This window comes from Aeromonas sp. s3, from assembly GCF_040907805.1.
GTDB lineage: Bacteria > Pseudomonadota > Gammaproteobacteria > Enterobacterales > Aeromonadaceae > Aeromonas > Aeromonas dhakensis.
Map to the genome: position 1 here is coordinate 391747 of NZ_JBFOCQ010000006.1, position 20958 is coordinate 412704.

The following is a 20958-nucleotide window of genomic DNA, read 5'->3' on the forward strand; positions in this document are numbered from 1 at the left end:
AGCATAAAAATAAAAAAGCGGTTGCTTCCCGCGGCTCGGCTTCGCATTAATAAATAAAGAAGCAAGGTGGTTCGGGCTGCTGGGCAAATTTGCTCACAAGATTGCTTTTTCCCGTCAAATCTCTTATACAGCCCCACAAAACCGCACACCAACCCCGTCGGGTGCAATGAGGATAATAGTTACAGCATGGGCAAATCACTGGTCATAGTGGAGTCTCCGGCCAAGGCCAAGACCATCAACAAATATTTGGGCAAGGACTACGTGGTGAAATCCAGCGTTGGTCACGTGCGCGATCTGCCGACCAGCGGCAGCGCCAGCAACGAGCCCAAAAAACCTGTCATTCGCGGCATCAAGCTGAGCGAATCAGAAAAGGCTGCCAAGGAGCGCAATGCCCTGTTCTCACGGATGGGGATCAATCCGACCGCAGGCTGGCAGGCCAACTACCAGATTTTGCCCGGCAAGGAAAAAGTGGTCAGCGAGTTGCAGAGTCTGGCCGAGAAGGCCGACACCATCTATCTCGCAACCGACTTGGATAGAGAGGGGGAAGCGATCGCTTGGCACCTGCGCGAGATCATCGGCGGCGACGACAGCCGCTACAAGCGCGTGGTGTTCAACGAGATCACCAAGACCGCCATCCAGGAGGCGTTCGCCCAGCCGTCCGAGCTGAACATTCACCGCGTCAATGCCCAGCAGGCCCGTCGTTTCCTCGACCGGGTGGTGGGCTACATGGTCTCCCCGCTGCTCTGGAAGAAGCTGGCCCGCGGCCTCTCCGCCGGCCGGGTACAGTCCGTCGCGGTGCGCCTCATCGTCGACAAAGAGCGCGAAATCAAGGCCTTCGTGCCGGTGGAGTTCTGGGATCTCAACGCCGACCTGCTGACCGGTGATAACGCCGATCTGCGGATGGAGGTGGTCAGCCGCAACGGCGCCGACTTCAAGCCGGTAACCCAGGCCGAAACCTTCGCCGCCGTGGCCGCCCTGGAAGGGGTCGACTACAAGGTGGTGAACCGGGAAGACAAGCCGACCGGCTCCAAACCGTCCGCCCCCTTCATCACCTCCACCCTGCAGCAGGCGGCCTCCACCCGGCTGAGCTTCGGGGTCAAGAAGACCATGATGATGGCCCAGCGCCTCTATGAAGCGGGTTACATCACCTATATGCGTACCGACTCAACCAACCTCAGCAAAGAGGCGGTCGAGGCGGTGCGGGAATACATCGGCGAGCAGTATGGCGCCGCCTACCTGCCGAGCGATCCGAACCTGTACGGTGCCAAGGCCAATGCCCAGGAGGCCCACGAGGCGATCCGCCCCTCCAGCGTGCTGGTGACGGCCGAGATGCTGGAAGGGATGGAGCCGGACGCCATGCGGCTCTATGACCTCATCTGGCGTCAGTTTGTCGCCTGCCAGATGACCCCGGCCCAGTACGACTCCTCCACCCTGACCGTCAAGGCGGGCGAGTTCGAGCTCAAGGCGCGCGGCCGCACCCTGCGCTTCGCCGGTTGGACCAAAGCGCTGCCGCCCATGGGCCGCAAGGGTGAAGACAGCCAGCTGCCGGCGGTGACCGTCGGCGAAGTGCTGAAACTGGTCAAACTGGATCCGCGCCAGCACTTCACCAAGCCGCCCGCGCGCTTCACCGAAGCGGCGCTGGTGCGCGAGCTGGAGAAGCGCGGCATCGGCCGTCCGTCCACCTACGCCTCCATCATCTCCACCATCGTCGACCGTGGTTATGTGCGGGTCGAGAGCCGCCGTTTCTTCGCCGAGAAGATGGGCGAGATCGTCACCGACCGGCTGGTGGAGAACTTCGTCGAGCTGATGAACTACGAGTTCACCGCCAAGATGGAAGACAAGCTCGATGGCATCGCCGAGGGGAGCCTGGAGTGGAAGAAGGTGCTGGATGCCTTCTACGCCGAGTTCACTCAGGAGCTGGAAAAAGCGGATCTGCCGGTGGAAGAGGGGGGCATGCGTGCCAACCAGATGGTGCTGACCGACATCGACTGCCCGGATTGTGGCCGCAAGATGGGCATTCGCACCGCCACCACCGGGGTCTTCCTCGGCTGCTCCGGCTATGCATTGCCACCCAAAGAGCGCTGCAAGAAGACCATCAACCTGGTCTCCGCCGACGAGTTCGTCTCCGCCACCGACGGTGACGAGGCGGAAACCGAGGCCCTGCGTGCCAAGCACCGCTGCGGCGTGTGCGGCACCGCCATGGATGCCTACATCATCGACGACAGCCGCAAGCTGCACGTCTGCGGCCGCAACCCGGATTGCGACGGCTACGAAATTGAAAAAGGCCAGTTCAAGCTCAAGGGCTACGAAGGGCCGAGCATCGAGTGTGACCGCTGTGGATCCGAGATGCAGCTCAAGAACGGCCGCTTCGGCAAGTACATGGGTTGCACCAACGACACCTGCAAGAACACCCGCAAGATCTTGAAAAACGGTGATATCGCGCCGCCGAAGGAAGATCCGGTACCGCTGCCGGAGCTGAAATGCACCCAGTCCGACGCCCACTTCGTGCTGCGTGACGGGGCCGCCGGTCTGTTCCTGGCTGCCAGCAACTTCCCCAAATCCCGCGAGACTCGTGCGCCGCTGGTGGAAGAGCTCAAGCGCTTCAAGGAGCGCCTGTCGCCCAAGCACCAGTACCTGGCTGATGCCCCGGCGTCAGATCCTGACGGTAACGCCTCCATCGTGCGCTTCAGTCGCAAGACCAAGGAGCAGTACGTGATGACCGAGGTCAACGGCAAGGCGACCGGCTGGACGGCGCACTACGACAACGGCAAGTGGCAGGAGAGCCTGGCCAAGTCGAAGAAGGCGTGATTGCGCGCAGTTCACACTCTGATGAAAGAGGCCCCTTGCTGGGGCCTTTTTGTTTTCGGATGGCGGTATACTGAAACCGCTGCAAGGATGGCAGCGCTGGACACGGAGGTTGTGATGGAGATTAACGAGATCCGGCCGGGAATGACCTGTCTGACCCGGGAAGGAACCGCCTATGTGCTGGAAGTAGACAAGCAGAGTCTGCTGGTGCTGCTGCAGCGGGAGTACGAAACCATCCCGGTGCAGGTGCGCAGCGACGAGATCCTGGCCCCCATCACTCGGTGAGGCGGGCCGCCATCGTCAGAAGGGCAGGAGAAACAGCAGCTCGGCGAGGTCGGGCTGCCACTGCCACTCCTTCATCCTGACCCGCCCGCCAATCACGGGCACCCCCTCCTCCTGCAGCAATCCCGCCTGTCTGTCAAAGCCTGCCGACCCCTTGGGCAGCGATATGGTGCCCGCAGCGCCCAGCACCCTGTGCCATGGCAGCACCTTGTCGGTCTCCCTCAGCACCTTGCCCACCAGCCTGGCCCGGCCTGGCAGTCCCGCCAGATCCGCCACCTGGCCATAGCTCACCACGCGACCGGCCGGGATCAGGGCCAGGATCGCCTCGATGCGGGCCACCTTGTTCAGCGGGGCTGGGGTCGATTCCGTTCTCATGAAGTTGACTCGTCAAAAACAACAGAAGCGCCATTGTGGCGCTTCTGTCGGGTGACTGGCAAATGTGTCAGCCGAAGGTCTGGCTGAGCCCCTTGAGCTGCCTGGCCCGCTCCAGCAGCTCCTGACTGGAGTCGTCGACCTCCTGCATCTTCTGGCTGTTGGCGTGGGAGTATTCGGAGATCTGGTGGATGCTGCGGCTGATATCCTCCACCACCGTTTGCTGCTGCTCGGCGGCGGCGGCGATCTGGGTGGAGAACTCGGTCACCAGCTCGATCTCCTGCAGCACGGTATGCAGGCTGCTGGAGCCCTGACGGGTCATCTCGGCGCACTCGCGGGTCTGCTGCAGGTTCTCCTGCATCATCCCCTTCCAGCGGCCCAGGGTGTGCTGGATCTGCTGGATGCTGCCCTGGATCTGCTCGGTCGCCTTGTGGGTGCGGGTCGACAGGGTGCGCACCTCGTCGGCCACCACCGCAAAGCCGCGCCCCTGTTCGCCAGCCCGGGCCGCCTCGATGGCGGCGTTGAGCGCCAGCAGGTTGGTCTGGTCGGCGATGCCCTGGATCTCCCCCATCACGCTGCCGATCCGCTCCGACTCGCTGGCGAGCTCCACCGCCGAGTTGAAGGCGAGCTCCGCCTGTCTGGCGAGCTGCTCGATGCGTTGCTCGGTCTGGGCCAGCTGCTTGTCCGTGTGCTGGCAGCGGCTGCGCGCCTCGCTCACCTGACCGTTGGAGTCCTGGATGTTGCGGGCAATCTCGTGGGCCGTGCTGGCCATCTGGGTCATGGCGGCGGCCATCTGCTGGGTCTGGGCATCCTGCTCGTTGATGTCGAGGCAGGCCTGATGGGAGGCCTGTTTCAGGTTGCTGGCCAGGGCCTGCAGCGGATTGGTCGCATCGTTGACCCGGCCCAGCACGGTGCGGATGCGGGCCTGCAGCATCTTGATGTGAAAATCGGCGATGGCGCCGGGGCCGTCACCTGAGTAGACCAGCCGGGTCAGGCTGTCGTATTCGCGGCCCAGCTGTTGCAGATAGAGCGGCAGGGCGAAGAGCTCACGCCAGTAGGCGCCGCCGATGAGCAGCAGGGGCAGCAGCATCAGCAGGGCGGTCATGGCTCCCTGGCTGGCGAAGGCCCAGCCCATCAGGCCGAGCAGCAGCAGGGCGATGGCTGGTGCGCGCACCCGGGCGAGGGAGGGGAGGCGGCTGCCGGTGCCGCGCTCCGCCTTGAGCAAGGCCTGGTAAGCCTGGCCGGCGATGCGCTTGAGCTGGGGATCGGGCTTGCAGCGCACCGACTGGTAGCCGCTGATCCGGTTGCCCTCGTAGATGGGGGTCACATAGGCATCGACCCAGTAGTAGCGACCATCCTTGCAGCGGTTCTTCACCATGCCGCGCCAGGGCTTGCCCTCCTTGAGGCGGGCCCAGAGATCGGCGAAGGCCGCCTTGGGCATGTCTGGGTGGCGCACCAGATTGTGGTTGTGGCCGACCAGCTCGTCGACCGAGTAGCCGGCGATGCGGCAGAAGGCGGGGTTGGCGTAGGTGATCACCCCGCGCAGATCCGTGGTGGAGACCAGTTGTTCGTCGGCAGGAAACTCCACTTCGCTGTCCAGGGTATGGACGTCTCTGCGGGCCATAGGAATACGCTCCGATGTTCTTGTTGATAACTTTGTCGTTGTTATTGTGGCAGATCTGGAGATGGCCGCAGGCTCGCGCCAGCAGGTGGCAGACCGGCTTCATAGGGGGCTGAATTTTGCCAACAATGGCGGATGAATGGTAGGGGCAAGTTGATGTTTTGTTGGTTAATCGTAAAAAAAAGGCGGCCATAGGCCGCCAAGGAAAAAAGATAACACTACCTCTGCGGTACCCGGTAACGCACCTGGAGCTGGTCGAGGATCTGCAGCTGGCCCGGCAGACGGGCGGCGAAGTGCTCCCACCCCTTGCGGGCGGGGGCACTCCAGGCCACCTCGGCGGTCGCCAGCATGCGCGGGAACAACATATAGTCGAGACGATCGCGAGAGGTGATCAGTTCCGACCATAAGGGGCTCAGCACCCCCAGGATGTTATCGTTGGCATGGAAATCGGCTGGGGCCGGGTCGCACGCGTAGACCTGCGCCAGATTGAGGGTGCCCGCCCAGTAGAGGCCGGGTTCATGGATGTCCTGACTCCAGGCAAGGTCCAGATAGAGGTGCTGGGCCGGCGCCATCACCACCGGATAACCCGCAGCGGCCGCGTCGAGCCCGGCCTGGAAGCTGGTCCAGGCGAAGATGGTGGCGTCCCGGCTCACCTTGTCGCCGTGCAAAATCTCCTCCCAGCCCAGCATCCGCTTGCCCTTGCCGGCCAGGTACTGCTGGCAATGACGCAGCAGGTGGCCCTGCAGCTCGCGACAATCCTGATAGCCCTGCTGCTTCATCAGTTGCTGGCAGGCGGGGCTGTCGGTCCAGACCCCGCTGGGCACCTCGTCTCCCCCCATGTGCACCAGCGGCCCCGGGAACAGCTCGCACACCTCGTCCATCACGGCTTCCAGGAATTGATAGGTGCCGGGCAGCGCCGGGTTGAGCACGTTGTCGTCAAAATATTGCACCGACAGGTAGCGGGAGCGGTCGGCCTCCTCCACCAGCAGTTCGGGCAGCGCCTTGATGGCGGCGTGGCAGTGACCCGGGATGTCAATTTCCGGAATGATGGTGATGCCAAGCCCGGCAGCATAGGCCACCAGCTCGCGCACCTCGCTCTGGGTGTAGTAGCCGCCATAGGGCTCGGGGCCGCCGCTCAGCTGGGGCCCGACGGCCAGGCCGTGGCCGCGCCAGGCGGCCAGCTCGGTCAGCTGAGGGAAGGCCTTGATCTCGAGGCGCCACCCCTCGTCATCGGTCAGGTGCCAGTGGAAGCGATTGAACTTGTAGAGGCTCATCAGCTTGAGCAGGCGCTTGAGGGTGGCGAGGGAGTGAAAGTGGCGGGCACAGTCGAGAAAGATGCCGCGAAAGCCGAAGCGCGGCGCGTCGCTGAGCTCGATGCAGGGCAGGCTCTCGCCGTGCTGCAGATACCACTGGGCCAGGCTGACGAGGCCATGGCGCCAACCTGCCTCGCCGCCGGCGGCAATCACTATCTCCTCCGGGGTGATGGTGAGCCGGTAGGCCTCGGGACCCAGGCCGCTTTCAACCAGCCGGATCTCGGCGTCGTGATCCTGCGCCAGTGCGAGCCCGGTCAGCTCGTTGAAGTGGGCCAGCAGCGGGCCGAGCAGGGGGCTCGGGCCGCTGACGTGGGCGCGCTCCGCCAGCCGGAAGTTGCCCTCCAGCAGCAACAGCCGATCCGGCTGTGGCACTATGCCGGCGAGGGGCTCCACCTCGGGCAGATCCGGCGCCGCAGTGGCGGATTGTGGCAGGCCCAGTTCCTCGCCGGTCAGCTCCACCGGCATCAGCTGGGGGCCGCTGCTGGCCCGGGGCAGGCTCAGGAAGAAGCCGCGCGGCATGTCGGAGAGGCGCTTGATGGGGGTGCTGCGACAGCAGAAGCGCAGCTCGCTGGCCCCCGTTTGCGGGATCAAGACCTTGTAGCTGCCGCTCTGGCGCTCAAGCTCCCCTCCCTCTACCGAGCCGGGGTCGATGTGACGGGCCAGGCAGAAGTGGAGCTTCCAGGGGGCATCCGGCAGCTGGCTCAGGCTGAAACGAAACCAGACGTCGTCACCATCGCGTCGGTCGACCTGGGTGTGGATCAGGGGTGCAGACATGAAAACTCCTTTGGTTGCACGAGCAGGGGGCCGGCCGCCCTGGTAAAGGCGGCTGGCGATGGTTGAGGGGAGGGCGTGCCGGTGCTGGCCCGGTTCAGGAGTGCAGGCATGGCAGCGCCTCCGTCTTGGCAAACAGGATGGCCCCCTCCAGTGCGTCGGCGCCGGGGCTGACCAGCGGCAGGTGCGCCAGACGGGGGGCGAGGCGCATGCCGATGCCGCCGAGCAGGGCAATCCGGTCGGCGCCCAGCTGGCGCATCCCCTCCAGCAGGGTGGCCAGCTGCTGGCAGGTCTCCTCCAGCAGCTGGCAGGCGAGCTCGTCGCCGTCGCTGGCGGCATCGAACACCCAGGGGGCGAAGCGGCCGTAGTCGGCGGGGATGGCGCGGGCGGCCCAGCGTACCACCTCGGCCTGATCCCGTTTGAAGTGATCGAGCAAGCGGATGGCCAATGTGCTGGGGGGCAGGATGCCGTCGTGGCAGAGCAGGGATTGCTGGATGGCGCGCAGCCCCAGCCAGGCGCCGCTGCCCAGATCCGAGATGGGAAAGCCGCGGCCGGAGCAGGTGTGCAGCTGGCCGTGGCGATAGATGAGCCCGGCCGAGCCGGTGCCGGCGATGAGGATGGCACCCTCCTCGCCGCCAAAGGCGCCCAGGCAGGCACCGAAGGCATCGGAGGTGAGCCGCACGCTCGCAAAGGGGAAGGGCATGGTCAGCATGGCGTGATAGCAGTCGGCCAGCTCGGCGGAGGCGAGCGCCAGCCCGACCCCCATCCGTTGCTGGGCATCCTCCGTCAGTCCGGCCTCGAGACGGGCCTGCTCGATGGCGGCCAGCACGTTGCCGTGGGCGATCTCGATGCCAAGCTCCAGGTTGGAGCCAGCGGCGCGTCCCTCGCCGAGCAGCTTGTCGGCCCGATCCCGAATGCGTGCGCGGGTATGGGTGCCGCCACCATCGACCCCGACCCAGTACTCAATCATGTCGACCTCCATTTCCCTGCGCATTCTGCCAAGTGATGGCCAGGGCGAACCAGGCGGCGTGCGGGATCCACTGCTCCCCCCAGCGCCAGTTCTGATCCAGCCGCTCCTTGTAGGCCTCGGGGATAAAGGCCAGCTCGTTTTCGTCATCAAACCCTGAGGTGATGCCATTGCAGATCCCCCCCAGCGCATTGGGATAACCGGCGGTGTAGCTCGGATTGTTGCTGCCGTGACCCGCCAGCATGCAGGCGTTGAAGGGGTTCTGCCCCAGGATCCAGTCGAGCTGGTGCTGGCCGAAGGTGCGCAGCAAGCGGCTCTGGTGGGGCAACTGCGCGGCGGCGGCAAACGCCATGGCCGCCAGCGAGGCGAGGCGAGCGTTCTCCCCCTGCCACCAGTAACCCGACTCGTTGTGGTGGGGCATAAAGAAGCTGACGCGGGGCGCTTCATCCACCCCTTTCACATATTGGCGGGCGAGGGAGAAAGGATTGCCCGCACGGGCGCAGAGCGCCAGCTCGGCGGCCAGCGCCTGCTCGATCACCCGCTGCACCGCGCTCTTGCGCTCCCAGTCCGGCTCGATCCCCACGTATTCCAGCAGGGCCAGCACCGGCAGGCCCGCCTCGGCGGCGTGGTAGTAGGGGCGCGAGCCATCGTCGTTGGCCGACCAGTAGTGGCCGAGCTCAGGGTGAGGGTGCTGGCGGGCGCAGAGCTTGTCGGCCCGCACTCTGGCCTCTGCCAGCCACTCTGGGCCCAGGGTGCGGGTCAGCTCGACCGCCGCCAGCAGGGCGCAGTAGTCGTCGATGATGTTTTCGACCCCGTCATCCAGATAGGCGAGGTTGTGCTCACGCAGGTGCAGGTAGCCGCGGCGGGCCGCCTCGGCGTAATGGTTGGTATCGAAGTCACCGCCGATGCTCTCGCGGGCGGCGCGGGCCAGGGCGGCGATGGCCATGCCGCCCCCTTGGCGGAAACCGGCCTGCCAGTTGGCGGACTTGAGCCCCTGCTGGGTGGCGTAGGCGCACAGCTCGCGCTGGGCGGGATCCTTGCTCCACTTGTCGAACAGGGTCATGTAGAAGAAGCCCGACTCATCCTGCATCCGGCAGAGAAAATCGGCGCCGTGCAGCGCCTCGTCATTGAGCCGCTTGCAGAGGTTCACCCCGTCGATGTCGCGGCGCGGGGCCAAGAGCTCCCGGCATTTGAGCAGGGCCCAGACCACCATGGGGGTCTGCTGGGGGTTGAGGTAGTTGGCGTAGGAGAGGTGGCTCAGGTATTTGCTCATGTCGCCGCTGGCATCGAACCAGCCGCCGTGCACGTCCCGGCGCAGGTCGGTGCCAAACAGACGGGCGCTGCGGTCGGCCCGATCGAAGGCGCCGCTGGCGCGCTGTCCCTTGAAGTAGTGGATGACGTCGGAGAGGCAGCGGCTGGCCAGCAGATCGGGGCCGATGACAAAGCGGGTAGAGCGGACAATGCCTTGGGCGGTGATCGCCTCCAGCCGATAGTGGCCGGGCTCTTGGAATGCCGAGAAGTCGGCGCGCCAGTAAGCGCGGCCCTGCCAGCCTGGGACGCTGCCGGCCGCTTGCAACGGGGTTTCAAACAGGATCTGGCCATCACCCTGGCGTTGCAGCCTGACATAGCCGCCGAGATCATGGGCGGGGGTGGCTTGCAGCAGGGCGATCTTCTCCCCGTCGCACGGGTAACCCACCTGATTGATCAAGAGTTCCATCGAGGTATTACTCCTGTGGTTCACCGACAGGCGGTGAGGCACATCACGGGGCTATGGCAGCCCCGTATCGAGGCATGGCCGGACACTGCTGTCCGGCCGGTTCAAGGCTCACCCTCACTCGTAGAGGTAGCAGCGCACGAAGTGGTTGTCGGCAAGCTTGCTGACGGGGGGCAGGGTCTCCTTGCAGCGCGGCATCACCTGATTGCAGCGCCCGGCGAAGGGGCAACCGCAGGATTCCGGCGTCCAGAGCGGGATCTCCCCCTTGCGGCCCCCCTCCAGCTCGGCGTGGATGCTCTTCTCGGGGTCGGGCACCGCCGAGATGAGCAGCTGGGTGTAGGGGTGCTGGGGGTGGTGCAGGATCTCGTCCACCTCGCCCCACTCCACCATGTGCCCGACGTACATCACCGCCAGATCTTCGGCCACGTAGCGGGCGGTGGCGATGTCGTGGGTGATGTAGAGCATGGAGACGCCGAGTTCGTCCTTCATCTGCTCCATCAGGTTGAGGATGCCGATGCGAATGGAGACGTCGAGCATGGAGGTGGGCTCGTCCGCCAGCACCACTTCCGCCTCCACCGCCAGGTTGCGGGCGATGTTGACCCGCTGGCGCTGGCCGCCGGAGAGCTGGTGCGGGTACTTGGCCGCGGTCGCCTTGGCGGGGGTGAGCCCCACCTTCTCCAGCAGGCCATAGACCATGTCGGGCAGATCTTTCTTGTCGATCACCTTGCTGTGCAGCAGCAGGGGGCGGGCGATGTGGTGGTAGATGGTGTGGGTCGGGTTCAGCGAACCGAACGGATCTTGCCACACCATCTGCACGCTCTGACGGTAGTCGAGCAGGGCGGTGCCCTTGTTGAACTCCTCCAGGTCGCGGCCGCGATAGAGGATGCGGCCGCCGGAGAGCTTGTACATCTTGGCGATGATCTTGGCGATGGTGCTCTTGCCGGAGCCGGACTCTCCCACCACCGCCAGGGCGCGGCTCCGGTGCAGGTTGAAGGTGATGTCCGAGAGGGCCCGCATCTTGCCGCTCTTGATGGCATTGGAGTTGACGGGGAAGTCCTTGTAGAGGTGCTGGACTTCGATGATGGGGGCGTCGGTTTGGGCGATTTGCATGACAGACATCCTTAACAGCCAGCGGCCTTGTCCAGATAGATCAGGGGATCTTGTTGCTCATCCTGCGCCTCATAGAGGTGACAGGCGGTTTGTTGGCCGGGGCGGATCTCGGCCAGCTTGGTGTACTGCTGGCGGCAGCGCTCGTGCACCTTGCCGCAGCGGGCCTGAAAGCGGCAGCCCACCGGCACCTCCAGCAGGTTGAGCGGCGTGCCCGGGATCCCCTCCAGCACCTTCTTCGGCCCGTGCAAGGGCGGGAAGGAGTTGCCGAGCCCCCTGGTATAGGGGTGCAGCGGCGCGGTCAGGATCGCCTTGGCCGGCGCCACCTCCACCAGTTCACCGGCGTACATGATGCCGATGCGATCGCAGAACTCGACCATCAGCGAGAGGTCGTGGGTGATGAACAGGATGGAGAAGTTGAACTTCTCTTTGAGCGCATAGACCTTCTGCAGGATCTCCCGCTGCACCACCACGTCGAGCGCCGTGGTCGGCTCGTCCATGATCAGCAGCTCGGGGTTGAGCGCCATGGCGATGGCGATCACCAGCCGCTGGCGCATGCCGCCGGAGAACTGGTGCGGGTAGTCCTTGAGCCGGCTCGGGTGGATGTCGACGATGGCGAGCAGCTCCTGGGCGCGCTTGATCGCCTCATAGCGGGTCAGCCCCGGGTTGTGGGCCAGCAGCACGTCGCAGAACTGCTCCTCCATGCGCAGCACCGGGTTGAGCGCGTTCATGGCGGACTGGAACACCACCGACACCTGCTGCCAGCGGTAGCTGCGCAGCCGCTCATCGCCGTAGTGGAGGATGTTCTCCCCCTTGAACAGGATCTCGCCGCCGCTGATGTAGGCGGGCGGCTTGTGCAGCCGCGCCACCGAGAAGGCGACGGTGGACTTGCCGCAGCCCGACTCGCCGGCCAGGCCAAACACTTCACCGGGGGCGATGTCGAAGCTGACCGAGTTGACGGCGCGCACGTCGCCGTTCTCGGTGATGTAGTCGACGCAGAGGTTGCGTACCGACAGCAGGGGTTGTTGCGATCTCATGCTGTCTTCTCCTGTACGGCCGGTACCGGCGTGGTGACGGGGGCGGCGAGTTTCTTCCAGCGATTGAGCCCCTTGTGGGAGCGCAGCTGCGGGTTGGCGATTTCGTCGATGGCAAAGTTGAGCAGGGCCAGACCGGCACCGAGCGTTGCGATGGCGAAGCAGGGGGCCAGGATCTCCCACCAGGCGCCGACCAGGATGGCGCTCGAGGTCTGGGCGTTGTAGAGCATGATGCCCCAGCTCACGACTGTGGGGTCGCCAAGGCCCAGGAACTCCAGGGTCGCCTCGGTGACGATGGCGTAGATGATGGAGCCGATGAAGCTCACCCCGATGATGGAGATGAGGTTCGGCAATATCTCCACCAGGATGATGCGCCAGGCCGGCTCCCCCAGCACCTCGGCGGCGATGACGAACTCTTTCTCGCGCAGGGCCAGGGTCTGGGCGCGGATGACCCGCGCGCCATAGGCCCAGGAGGTAAAGCCTATGATGAGGGCGATGACCGCCGGTGACGCCTCCCCGATGAAGCTGGCCAGCACCAGCAGTAGAGGGAGGTTGGGGATCACCAGCACCACGTTCATCAGGAAGGTGAGGCACTCGTCCACCAGACCGCCGAAGTAGCCGGCGGTGATGCCGATGGCGACGGCGAGGGCGCACACCAGCAGGCCCGCGCTGAAGCCCACCATCAGGGAGATGCGGGCACCGTTGGTGAACTGGGCCCAGATGTCGTGGCCCATGCGGGTGGTGCCCATCACGAACTCGGTGCTGGGGGGCTGGTGGGGGCGGGCCACCCGCTTGGTCGGTTCGTTGCCGGCCAGAATGGGGGCGAACAGGGCCATCAGCACGAAGCTGACCACGATGAAGAGGCCGCAGGCGGCCTTCTTGTTGCCCAGCAGGATTTTCAGAATAGTCGGCATGCGCATCTTATTTGCCTCCGGTACGCAGACGGGGATCCAGGAAGACGTAGAGCACGTCGGCCAGGAAGTTGAAGCTGAGCATGGTGATGGTCATGATGAGCAGCTGCCCCTGAATGAGCGGGTAGTCGCGGGCCAGAATGCCCTGATAGAGGGTCAGGCCCAGACCGGGATAGTTGAAGATCACCTCGGTGATGAGGGATCCGCCGATGACGAAACCGAGCGCCATGGAGAGGGCGGTGACGCTCGGCAGGATGGCGTTGCGGGCGCCGTAGTTGAAGATCACCCGGTTGCTGGAGAGCCCCTTGGCCTTGGCCATGGTGATGTAGTCCTCGCCCAGCAGGTTGATCATGTTGTTGCGCATGGTGATGAGAAAGCCCCCCACCTGCACCATGGCCAGGGTGCCCACCGGCATGATGGCGTGGGTCAGGATGCTCTTGATGTGCTCCCAGCCCCAGTCGGGGGTGATCTCCGGGCTGTAGGCGTAGCCGATGGGCAGCCACTCCAGGCTCACCCCGAACAGGAAGAGCGCCAGCAGCGAGATGACCACAGGCGGAATGGCCTGCATCACCAGAGTGAGCGGGGAGAGGATGCTGTCGAGACGACCGCCCCGGTGCCAGGCGGCGAAGATGCCGACGATGGAACCGATGGAGAAGCTCAGAATGGTGGAAGTGCCCACCAGAAACAGGGTCCAGCCGATGGCGCGGCCGAGCACGTCGGCGACCGGTTGGGGGTAGTAGCGCACCGAGGTGCCGAGATCCCAGGTGAAGACGCTCTTCACATAGGTGAGAAACTGGGTGCCGATGGGGCCGTCCACGAAACCGAAGGTAGCCTTGAGGGCCTCCAGCGCGGCGGGTTCCATCATGGCGCCGGCCCGGGCAAACATGACGGAGACGGGGTCCCCCGGCATGGCTCTGGGCAGCAGGAAGTTGATGGTGGCGGCCACCAGAAAGGCGACCAGATAGAAGGAAAAGCGTCTCAGTATGAATCCCATGATGATACCTTTTACTGCTGGTCCGCCCCGCGCAGGGCATAGTTACCCCAACCCCGGCAGAGCCGGGAGATAAGGGGAATGGGCGGGGAAGAGGGCCCCCCGCAGGGGGCCGGGATTGATTAGCTGTTCGGCTTGAGTGACAACACGTGCAGCAGACGCTCCGGGGTGTCCGGGTGAACCTGCGGCTTGGCGACCGGGTTGTCGGCACTGAACCAGCCGTGGAAACGCTTGGTGCTGTATTCGTACCAGGTCGGGTTGTTGAATACCGGGATGATGGTCTGGTTGGCACCGACCCTGTCCTGGATCTCGAACATGATCTCCTTCTGCTTGGCGGCATCGGCGGTCTGGGTGAAGTCGTCGATCAACTTGTCCAGCGCCGGATCCTTGTAGCGGGGCGCCGCGAAGCGGTTGCCGCGCTCACCCATGTTGCGGGAGTGGAAGGCGGTCTCGAAGTACTTGTGCGGGTTGGCACCGGCAAAGTAACCCTGCAGGGCGACGTCGAAGTCACCGGTGATCAGGTTTTCGGTCCAGACGGTGGCTTCCGGGGTGGCGGTCTTGGCGTTCAGGCCCAGTGCCTGCAACCCTTCCACGCCGATCTGGGCGGTGTTGACCCAGTCGGTCCAGCCGTTCGGTACCAGCACCTTGAACTCGATCTTCTGGCAGGTGGGGGTGTCGAGGAACTTGTCGCCGTCACAATCCTTGTAGCCGGCCTGTTTCAGCAGGGCCTTGGCGCCTTCCAGATCGAACTTGTTGTACTTGCCGTACTTCTTGTCCACTTCCGGGTTGTTCCAGGAGTCGAACGCCTTGCCCAGACCTGACGGGTACTCGTTGACGGTCGGGTAGCCGTAGCCCGCGATGTCCACCATGGACTGGCGGTCCATCGCCATGGAGAAGGCGCGGCGGAAGTTGACGTCGTTGAAGGCTTCGTGGTTGCCCGGTTTCTTGGCCTGGAAGTTGACGTTGAACGCCACCGTGCCGGAGGCCGGGAACCAGTATTTGTTGTTCTTGGGATCGTTGCCGACGTAGAGGCGCTCGATGTCCGGCACGAAGGAGCCGAACCAGTCCACGTCACCCTTCATCACCGCGGCCAGTACCTGGTCGTTGGTGGCCATCTGCGGCATGCGCAGGCAGTCGATGGAGAGGTTGGCGTTGTCCCAGTAGTGCGGGTTGCGGCACTGGGTGTAGAGCTGGGCGGAGAAGTTGTCCACTTCGGTGAATGGACCGGTGCCGACCGGCTTGTCGTTGGTGAAGGCGACCGGGTCTTTCACCGATTTCCACTGATGCTCAGGCACGATGGGCACCAGCACCAGGTCGTTCACCACGTTGGTGTTGACGTCGGTCAGGTCGAACTTGATCTTGTTGGGAGCCAGCTTCTCGACGCTCTTGATCTGGGTCCAGATTGAGCGCTCGTCCAGCGCCTTGTTGGCCTTGACCAGATTGAAGGAGAAGAGGACGTCATCGGCGGTAAAGGGCTGACCGTCCGACCACTTCACTCCGTCACGCAGATCGAAGGTGACGGACTTGAGGTCCTTGCTGAACTCGAAGTGGGTGGCCAGACGATAAACGGGCTTGCCGCCCTGCATATCGTTGAAGATCACCAGGGGTTCATAGATAAAGTGACGGGTGGTGTGCAGCAGGCCCGCCTGCAGGAAGGGGTTGAAGTTCTTGACCCACGCGGTTTCCTGTTGTGCGACCAGGGTCAGCACCGTCTTGTTGTCGGCCGCCATGGCGTTGCCGGCAGCGCCGGCAAGCATCATGGTGCCCAGCATTACAGCAGTAGAGATTTTGGATACTTTGGCAAGCATATTATTTCCTTTCTTATTTATATTCCTTGTTTGGATTTGAGCACCGACATCGCATGCTGGGGAGGTCGGCCCTCAATGTTGGTCAGGTTTTTCACCCTTGTAGTTGTGTCATCCAACGTCCCTAGCAAAGCAGAGTTAACAGGAAAACAACAACTGTTCAGATCGTCGATATCGTAAAAATCGGCGCCATCACGTCAATTTCGTCAAAATGGCTTTTAACTCGATTTAAATCATGAGGTTATGTTAATTGCTCTGACGTAATAAGTCCCCGTCAATCTGCCCCTCATGACAATTGTGTGAATTGGATCGGCTCTCGTTTTGACGTGGTGAGCGGGCTTAATTTTGCACAAAAAAAAACCGCCCCGCCAAGTGTGAGCCAGGGCTCAGATTGGAGATGGGGGCGGGGAGGGGATGCGCTAGCTCTTGCGGGTGGCGAGCTGGCGCAGGGTCTGGGCGCTGTGGTGCAACTGCTGGCGCTGGGCCTCGTTGAGCGGGCCGTGGCTGAGCACGTATTCGGCGGTGGCGACCACCGTCTTCCAGCGCGGCGCCTTGGGCAGGGTATCCAGGCTCAGGTACTTGTCGAGGGTGCGGGTCTGCGGGCTGGAGCGGTCCATGTAGACCCGCCACAGCTTGCTTTTCTCGGCCAGCACTATCTTGCCCTTGCCGGTGCTCTGCTGCCAGGCATCCAGGGTAAGCCGCATGGTGTCCACCAGGGCGCGGCGCAATGGCTCGTCATCCTGCTGGCGGATGAGATCGTCGGCGAGCGAGCGGAACTCCCCGCCCAGCCGGCTCAGCTCGCCCAGCAGCTGGCCATCCTCGATGATGGCCTGGCGCGACAGGCTCTTGAGGGCATTCTCCAGCGCCATCACCCGGTTTTCGTCGGGCCGCGACTCTGTGCTGAGGGCCAGCGCGTAGGCGGCCTGCCCCCCCAGACTGATGGGCAGGGCGCGGGCGTTGAGCTCGTCCCTCTGGCCCGCCACCAGAAACGCCAGCGACTGCTCCTGGCCGGCCTGCAGCCCGGGCCACTGGCTGGCCAGCGGGCTGGCCAGCCAGTCGTCCAGCGGTTGCCCCTCCATGGCTTCCGGCTCCTGGCCCAGCAGGCGGGCCAGCACCCGCGAGGCGAACAGCACAGTGCCCTGACCATCGATGAACACCATGGGGTCGGCCCCCTCGCCGAGCAGGGCCAGCAGCCGCTGCTGATCCTGATGCAGCTGCTCCTGCAGCACCAGCCGGTGCTCTATCTCCTGCTTGAGCAAGCGGTTCTCCACCAGAGAGGCGCGCCCGGCGCTCGCCTCCAGCAGGGCCCTGACCCGGGCGAACAGCTCCTCCTTGCAGAAGGGTTTGACCAGGTAGTCGTTGGCGCCGGCGTTGAAACCCTCCTCGATATCCTTGGGCTGGTTGAGGGCGGTGAGCAGCAGTACCGGCAGCTTCTCCTTGGGATGCTGCTCCCGTAGCCGGCGACAGACGTCGAAGCCGGAGAGGGTGGGCATCATCACGTCCAGCAGGATGAGGTCGACCGGCTCCTGGGCCAGCTTGGTCAGCGCGTCGTGGCCGTCGCTGCTGGGCAGGATGCGATAACCGCAGGGCTGCAGCAGGTGGCGCAATATGTGCAAATTGATGGGCTCGTCGTCCACCACCAGGATGAGGGGCGCATCCTCGGGCGGTGGGGGGAGGTCATCGCTCTCCCACTCCGGCAGGGCGAGCGGCTGCTGGCGCACCAGCTGATGCTCTATCTGGCGGCTGTCTAGGGTCAGGCTGCCGGCCTTGCCGCTGGCGAGCGGCAGGGTGAAGGAGAAGGTGGAGCCGACGCTCGGCTCGCTCTCCACGAACAGCTCGCCCCCCATCAGGTGCACCAGCTGGCGGGTGATGGAGAGGCCGAGGCCGGCCCCCTGCTTGCTCACCTCCGGGCTCATCTGCACCAGCGGCTCGAAGATGTGCTCCAGGTGATCCCTGGCGATGCCGATGCCGGTGTCGGTCACCCGGATGTGCAGGAAGTTGCCCTCCACCAGGGCGCTTAGCACCACCTTGCCCTGTGGCGTGTACTTGATGGCGTTGCCCACCAGGTTGTAGAGCACCTGTTCGAGCCGCTGCTCGTCCGCCAGCACAGGCGGCAGCTCGGCCGGGGTTTTGTCCACCAGGGTGAGGGGTTTGGCCTGCACCAGGTGCTGGCAGAGATCCAGCACCAGCCGGATGACCCCCTTGGAGGAGACAGGCTGGGGGTGGATCTCCAACTGGCCGTAGCGCATCTGGTGGTAGTCGAGCAGATCGTCCACCAGCCGCGCCAGGCCGTCGGCACTCTTGATGATGAGCCCGAGCTGTTTCTGCTGCCCTTCGGTCAGATCCTGCTGGCTGGCGAGCATGGACTCGGCCATCCCCTTGATGCCATGGATGGGGGTGCGCAGCTCGTGGGAGGTGTTGGCCAGCAGTTCATCCTTGAGCTTGTCCGCCTGCTGCAGGCTGAGGTTCTGCTTGTGGGTCAGCTTGACCTGCTGCTGCAGCTCCTGGGTCTGGCGCTCGATGAGTTCGATCTTGTCCTTCACCGAGCGCTGCATGTGGCGAAACGCCTGGGCAAGCCGGTCGATGTCGTCATCGGTGCGGGCGATGGCGATGGGGTGATCCAGGGCGCCGTCGGCCACCTGCTCGGCGGCGGCGGTGAGAGAGCGCAGCGGCGCCGTGATGGAGTGGGAGAGCCAGCGGGAGAAGAGGATCAGCAGCAGCAATGAGCCGGCCCCCAGCAGGATCACCAGGGTTTCCAGCTGGCGGATGGGGCGATAGGCCTCGCTGGTGGAGATCTCGGCGATGAAGGCCCACTCGGTGTCGAACACCTTCACCTGGGTGTAGGCGGCCAGCACCTCGTCCTCGTGGTAGGAGCGAAACAGCCCGACCCCCTGCTCGCCGGAGAGCGCCTTGACCACCAGCGGCGTCTGCAGCGGCCGGAAGTTGGGGCTGAAGCTGTTCTCCACGCTGAACTCGGGCGCCAGCCAGGCGTTGGCGCGCATCCGCTTGTCCGGGCCGATGAGGATGGTCTCACCGGTTGCACCGAGCCCCTCCCGCTCCGCCATGATCTGGTTGAGCTTGTCCGGCAGCAGCTCGAAGATCACCACGCCGCGCACATAGTCGTACTGCATCACGGGGGCGGCCATGTAGGCGACCACCTGGCCGGTCAGTTCGTTGCGGCCAAAATCGGTGAACTCGAAGATCTGTTGCGGCTTCTGGCCGCCGTCGAGGCGCCGCTTGATCTTGGCGAAGGTCTGGCCCAGACCACTCGATTGGTAGGGGCCGGAGAGCAGATTGGTGGCGAAGTTGGCGCGCTTGGTGACCGAATAGACCACGTCGCCGTTGAGGTCGATCAGGAAGATGTCGCTGTAGTTGGACTTGCGCACCATGTCGGCGTAGCCGCGATGAAAGCGCTGATGCACCCGGCCATACATCTCGTCCGCCAGGATCAGGGCACTGATGGAGGGCTCGATGTCGGGGGTGTTGTCGGGCTTTTGCAACTGATCCCAGGAGCCCGGCACATAGCGGGCCTGGGCGCGGGCGCGGGCCTCCTGCGGTGTGGTGCCGAGTTTCTCGAAGGCGCCGGTGAAGCCGTAGAAGCGACCGATACTGTTGCCGGCAAAATCCTGCTGGGAAAAGTTGATGATCTGCTGTTTGAGGTTGCCGAAGTAATCTTCCAGCTGGCTCTTCTTGATGTTGCGAACGGAAACCAGATGGTTGGAGGTCTGGGTGGTGAGATCCTTGCCGTGGCTATAGAGGAAAAACAGGGTGACAACCAGGAAGGGCACCATGGCCAGCATAAAAAATGCCAGCATCAGCTGCGGCCTGAGTCCACGAGGCTTGAAGATCCATTTCATCGGGAGATTTTCAATTGAGAATCCGGTTACTAACCGCCGCAAGTCTCTGATTAAAGGCTAATCATTTCAATGACTTTATCTTGAATTCGCCTGCTGGGTCACAGCCTGGCGCGTTTTTTTTGGGCAAGCCGTCTAAACCCTGAGCAAACAGCACGAGAAAGGGCTGAAAGTGAGAAAAAAGGGTTGTGCCTCTGCTCGGGGTACGTATAATGCGCCTCGTTGTCAGGCAACTGGCACACAAGCAGTAATGCGGGAATAGCTCAGTTGGTAGAGCACGACCTTGCCAAGGTCGGGGTCGCGAGTTCGAGTCTCGTTTCCCGCTCCAATTTTCCATGGCACCAATCATGGATATCACTTTCAAGGCAATGCCTTGTCAGCATGGCGCGTTAGCAAAGCGGTTATGCAGCGGATTGCAAATCCGTTTAGTCCGGTTCGACTCCGGAACGTGCCTCCATCTTCTACATTTCTGAATTTTCCGATACCGACCGTTTCGTGCGGCGCTTTGTCGTATCAGTATCCCTGCTGCAGCAACAGCTGTTCGCAACCCTGCTGTTGCCACTCCCGCTCCAGATAGCGGTTTACCTGTGTCAGGTCCTGTCCCCGGTACTGAAACTGCACTTCGGCCGAGTGTTCGGTCACATCCATCATCTTCTGTTTCAACTGACCGCACTGCCACAGGCTGACGGTGGGGGCCCCCTTGTAGGCCAGGGTGATGCTGTCGGCCCGGTTGAGCTGCCAGTCCTGCCATTCCGACCAGATCAGCAGGCCCAGGATCCCTATGATCGCCATTTCTGCGGGTTTCATCGCCTTGACTCCATGTTGACTACCAACTCATTAAATCTGGTCAAACGCGGCCACTTTGCCAGCTTTTGTTGCCAGTAAGTTAATGGATGTAACCCAATTTCACTTTGTGGCTTTTTAGGGCGTTTTTTGCGAAAAAATGGGATTCCTGGTGTAGTAATCCTACAAATTGTGGAGTAATCTTTGCTCAGTGGTCTTACCAGTGAGGAGTGCTATCATGTTTCATCCCTATTCCCTTACTCAGATAATTCTTCGTCGCCTCTATGTGCTGCTGGTGGGTATGCTGGCCTTCCCCGTGATGCTGTTTCGCAGCGACCGGGCCCGTTTCTACAGCTATCTGCACCGGATCTGGAGCAAAACCAGCACCAAACCGGTATGGCTCAAGATGAGCGAGCGCGGCGAGCGGATCTTCTACTGAGGTCCCGGCTTGATGATAAAAGAGACAGCTTCGGCTGTCTCTTTTGCATTTATGGCCCCTGGCCGCGCAAATTGCATTCAACAGGGAGAAATGAGGTCTGTATGGCGCCCTTTGCGCCAGGTTTTGTCTTGCACGGTGAGGGTGGGTGGCGCCGCGGTACAATCCGGCCCGCGGGATCCCGGGTAGAGT

At 63.4% G+C, this 20958-nt stretch carries 15 protein-coding genes and 2 tRNA genes; 5 read left to right on the plus strand and 12 right to left on the minus strand.

Going from position 1 to position 20958, the window contains the following annotated elements:
* Positions 1 to 186 precede the first annotated feature (186 nt).
* Both topA and AB5Y98_RS02500 read left to right on the plus strand, forming a co-directional pair.
* Positions 187 to 2808: a type I DNA topoisomerase gene (gene topA / locus AB5Y98_RS02495; RefSeq protein WP_010633259.1), complete on the plus strand. Its 2622-nt coding sequence runs from the start codon at positions 187 to 189 to the stop codon at positions 2806 to 2808.
* Between the two features lie 114 nt (positions 2809 to 2922).
* Entirely contained in the window at positions 2923 to 3090 is a 168-nt protein-coding gene (locus tag AB5Y98_RS02500; protein WP_005303277.1) for a hypothetical protein, read from the plus strand.
* A 15-nt stretch (positions 3091 to 3105) separates the two neighbouring features.
* Here AB5Y98_RS02500 and AB5Y98_RS02505 read toward each other — a convergent pair whose 3' ends face one another.
* From AB5Y98_RS02505 to AB5Y98_RS02555, 11 genes are all read right to left on the minus strand, one after another.
* Positions 3106 to 3462 (minus strand): MGMT family protein, encoded by a 357-nt coding sequence (locus AB5Y98_RS02505; protein WP_005303274.1) that lies wholly within the window; start codon positions 3460 to 3462, stop codon positions 3106 to 3108.
* A 67-nt stretch (positions 3463 to 3529) separates the two neighbouring features.
* On the minus strand, positions 3530 to 5083 hold the full coding sequence (locus AB5Y98_RS02510) for a PAS domain-containing methyl-accepting chemotaxis protein (RefSeq protein ID WP_017765059.1): 1554 nt from the start codon (positions 5081 to 5083) through the stop codon (positions 3530 to 3532).
* Positions 5084 to 5298: 215 nt separating this feature from the next.
* The gene (locus AB5Y98_RS02515; protein ID WP_368231255.1) at positions 5299 to 7167 is read right to left on the minus strand and encodes a beta-N-acetylhexosaminidase; all 1869 of its coding nucleotides are present in this window, start codon (positions 7165 to 7167) and stop codon (positions 5299 to 5301) included.
* Between the two features lie 94 nt (positions 7168 to 7261).
* Entirely contained in the window at positions 7262 to 8134 is an 873-nt protein-coding gene (locus AB5Y98_RS02520) for a BadF/BadG/BcrA/BcrD ATPase family protein (RefSeq protein WP_368231256.1), read from the minus strand.
* A complete protein-coding gene (locus tag AB5Y98_RS02525; protein ID WP_368231257.1) occupies positions 8127 to 9848 on the minus strand; it encodes a glycoside hydrolase family 9 protein in 1722 nt (573 codons plus the stop codon). Before AB5Y98_RS02525 ends, AB5Y98_RS02520 begins: the two co-directional genes overlap by 8 nt.
* Before the next feature lie 114 nt (positions 9849 to 9962).
* Entirely contained in the window at positions 9963 to 10955 is a 993-nt protein-coding gene (locus tag AB5Y98_RS02530) for an ABC transporter ATP-binding protein (protein WP_368231258.1), read from the minus strand.
* Between the two features lie 11 nt (positions 10956 to 10966).
* Positions 10967 to 11989, minus strand: coding sequence for an ABC transporter ATP-binding protein (locus AB5Y98_RS02535; protein WP_211028368.1), 1023 nt, complete (start codon positions 11987 to 11989; stop codon positions 10967 to 10969).
* A complete protein-coding gene (locus AB5Y98_RS02540) occupies positions 11986 to 12906 on the minus strand; it encodes an ABC transporter permease (RefSeq protein WP_017778439.1) in 921 nt (306 codons plus the stop codon). The genes AB5Y98_RS02535 and AB5Y98_RS02540 overlap by 4 nt, the downstream gene beginning before the upstream one ends.
* A gap of 1 nt (position 12907) precedes the next feature.
* Positions 12908 to 13891 carry an ABC transporter permease gene (locus AB5Y98_RS02545; RefSeq protein WP_005303257.1) on the minus strand — a complete coding sequence of 328 codons (984 nt, stop codon included), beginning with the start codon at positions 13889 to 13891 and terminating at the stop codon, positions 12908 to 12910.
* A 119-nt stretch (positions 13892 to 14010) separates the two neighbouring features.
* On the minus strand, positions 14011 to 15696 hold the full coding sequence (locus tag AB5Y98_RS02550) for an ABC transporter substrate-binding protein (protein ID WP_005303255.1): 1686 nt from the start codon (positions 15694 to 15696) through the stop codon (positions 14011 to 14013).
* A 416-nt stretch (positions 15697 to 16112) separates the two neighbouring features.
* On the minus strand, positions 16113 to 19550 hold the full coding sequence (locus tag AB5Y98_RS02555) for an ATP-binding protein (protein ID WP_362850728.1): 3438 nt from the start codon (positions 19548 to 19550) through the stop codon (positions 16113 to 16115).
* A 249-nt stretch (positions 19551 to 19799) separates the two neighbouring features.
* On the opposite strand from AB5Y98_RS02555, the gene AB5Y98_RS02560 reads away from it, so the two are divergent.
* Both AB5Y98_RS02560 and AB5Y98_RS02565 read left to right on the plus strand, forming a co-directional pair.
* A tRNA-Gly gene (locus tag AB5Y98_RS02560) sits at positions 19800 to 19875 on the plus strand.
* A 55-nt stretch (positions 19876 to 19930) separates the two neighbouring features.
* Positions 19931 to 20004 (plus strand) — tRNA-Cys (locus AB5Y98_RS02565).
* Between the two features lie 56 nt (positions 20005 to 20060).
* Here AB5Y98_RS02565 and AB5Y98_RS02570 read toward each other — a convergent pair.
* Positions 20061 to 20354, minus strand: a complete 294-nt coding sequence (locus AB5Y98_RS02570) for a hypothetical protein (RefSeq protein ID WP_017765066.1) — start codon at positions 20352 to 20354, stop codon at positions 20061 to 20063.
* A 214-nt stretch (positions 20355 to 20568) separates the two neighbouring features.
* On the opposite strand from AB5Y98_RS02570, the gene AB5Y98_RS02575 reads away from it, so the two are divergent.
* Positions 20569 to 20769, plus strand: a complete 201-nt coding sequence (locus AB5Y98_RS02575; RefSeq protein WP_005303249.1) for a YbfA family protein — start codon at positions 20569 to 20571, stop codon at positions 20767 to 20769.
* The last annotated feature ends 189 nt before the right edge of the window (positions 20770 to 20958 follow it).

Excerpts from the sequence above, each read along its gene's own strand:
- topA (WP_010633259.1), top strand. The coding sequence starts at position 187 with ATGGGCAAATCACTGGTCATAGTGGAGTCTCCGGCCAAGGCCAAGACC.
- AB5Y98_RS02500 (WP_005303277.1), top strand. The coding sequence starts at position 2,923 with ATGGAGATTAACGAGATCCGGCCGGGAATGACCTGTCTGACCCGGGAA.
- AB5Y98_RS02505 (WP_005303274.1), bottom strand. The coding sequence starts at position 3,462 with ATGAGAACGGAATCGACCCCAGCCCCGCTGAACAAGGTGGCCCGCATC.
- AB5Y98_RS02510 (WP_017765059.1), bottom strand. The coding sequence starts at position 5,083 with ATGGCCCGCAGAGACGTCCATACCCTGGACAGCGAAGTGGAGTTTCCT.
- AB5Y98_RS02515 (WP_368231255.1), bottom strand. The coding sequence starts at position 7,167 with ATGTCTGCACCCCTGATCCACACCCAGGTCGACCGACGCGATGGTGAC.
- AB5Y98_RS02520 (WP_368231256.1), bottom strand. The coding sequence starts at position 8,134 with ATGATTGAGTACTGGGTCGGGGTCGATGGTGGCGGCACCCATACCCGC.
- AB5Y98_RS02525 (WP_368231257.1), bottom strand. The coding sequence starts at position 9,848 with ATGGAACTCTTGATCAATCAGGTGGGTTACCCGTGCGACGGGGAGAAG.
- AB5Y98_RS02530 (WP_368231258.1), bottom strand. The coding sequence starts at position 10,955 with ATGCAAATCGCCCAAACCGACGCCCCCATCATCGAAGTCCAGCACCTC.
- AB5Y98_RS02535 (WP_211028368.1), bottom strand. The coding sequence starts at position 11,989 with ATGAGATCGCAACAACCCCTGCTGTCGGTACGCAACCTCTGCGTCGAC.
- AB5Y98_RS02540 (WP_017778439.1), bottom strand. The coding sequence starts at position 12,906 with ATGCGCATGCCGACTATTCTGAAAATCCTGCTGGGCAACAAGAAGGCC.
- AB5Y98_RS02545 (WP_005303257.1), bottom strand. The coding sequence starts at position 13,891 with ATGGGATTCATACTGAGACGCTTTTCCTTCTATCTGGTCGCCTTTCTG.
- AB5Y98_RS02550 (WP_005303255.1), bottom strand. The coding sequence starts at position 15,696 with ATGCTTGCCAAAGTATCCAAAATCTCTACTGCTGTAATGCTGGGCACC.
- AB5Y98_RS02555 (WP_362850728.1), bottom strand. The coding sequence starts at position 19,550 with ATGAAATGGATCTTCAAGCCTCGTGGACTCAGGCCGCAGCTGATGCTG.
- AB5Y98_RS02570 (WP_017765066.1), bottom strand. The coding sequence starts at position 20,354 with ATGAAACCCGCAGAAATGGCGATCATAGGGATCCTGGGCCTGCTGATC.
- AB5Y98_RS02575 (WP_005303249.1), top strand. The coding sequence starts at position 20,569 with ATGTTTCATCCCTATTCCCTTACTCAGATAATTCTTCGTCGCCTCTAT.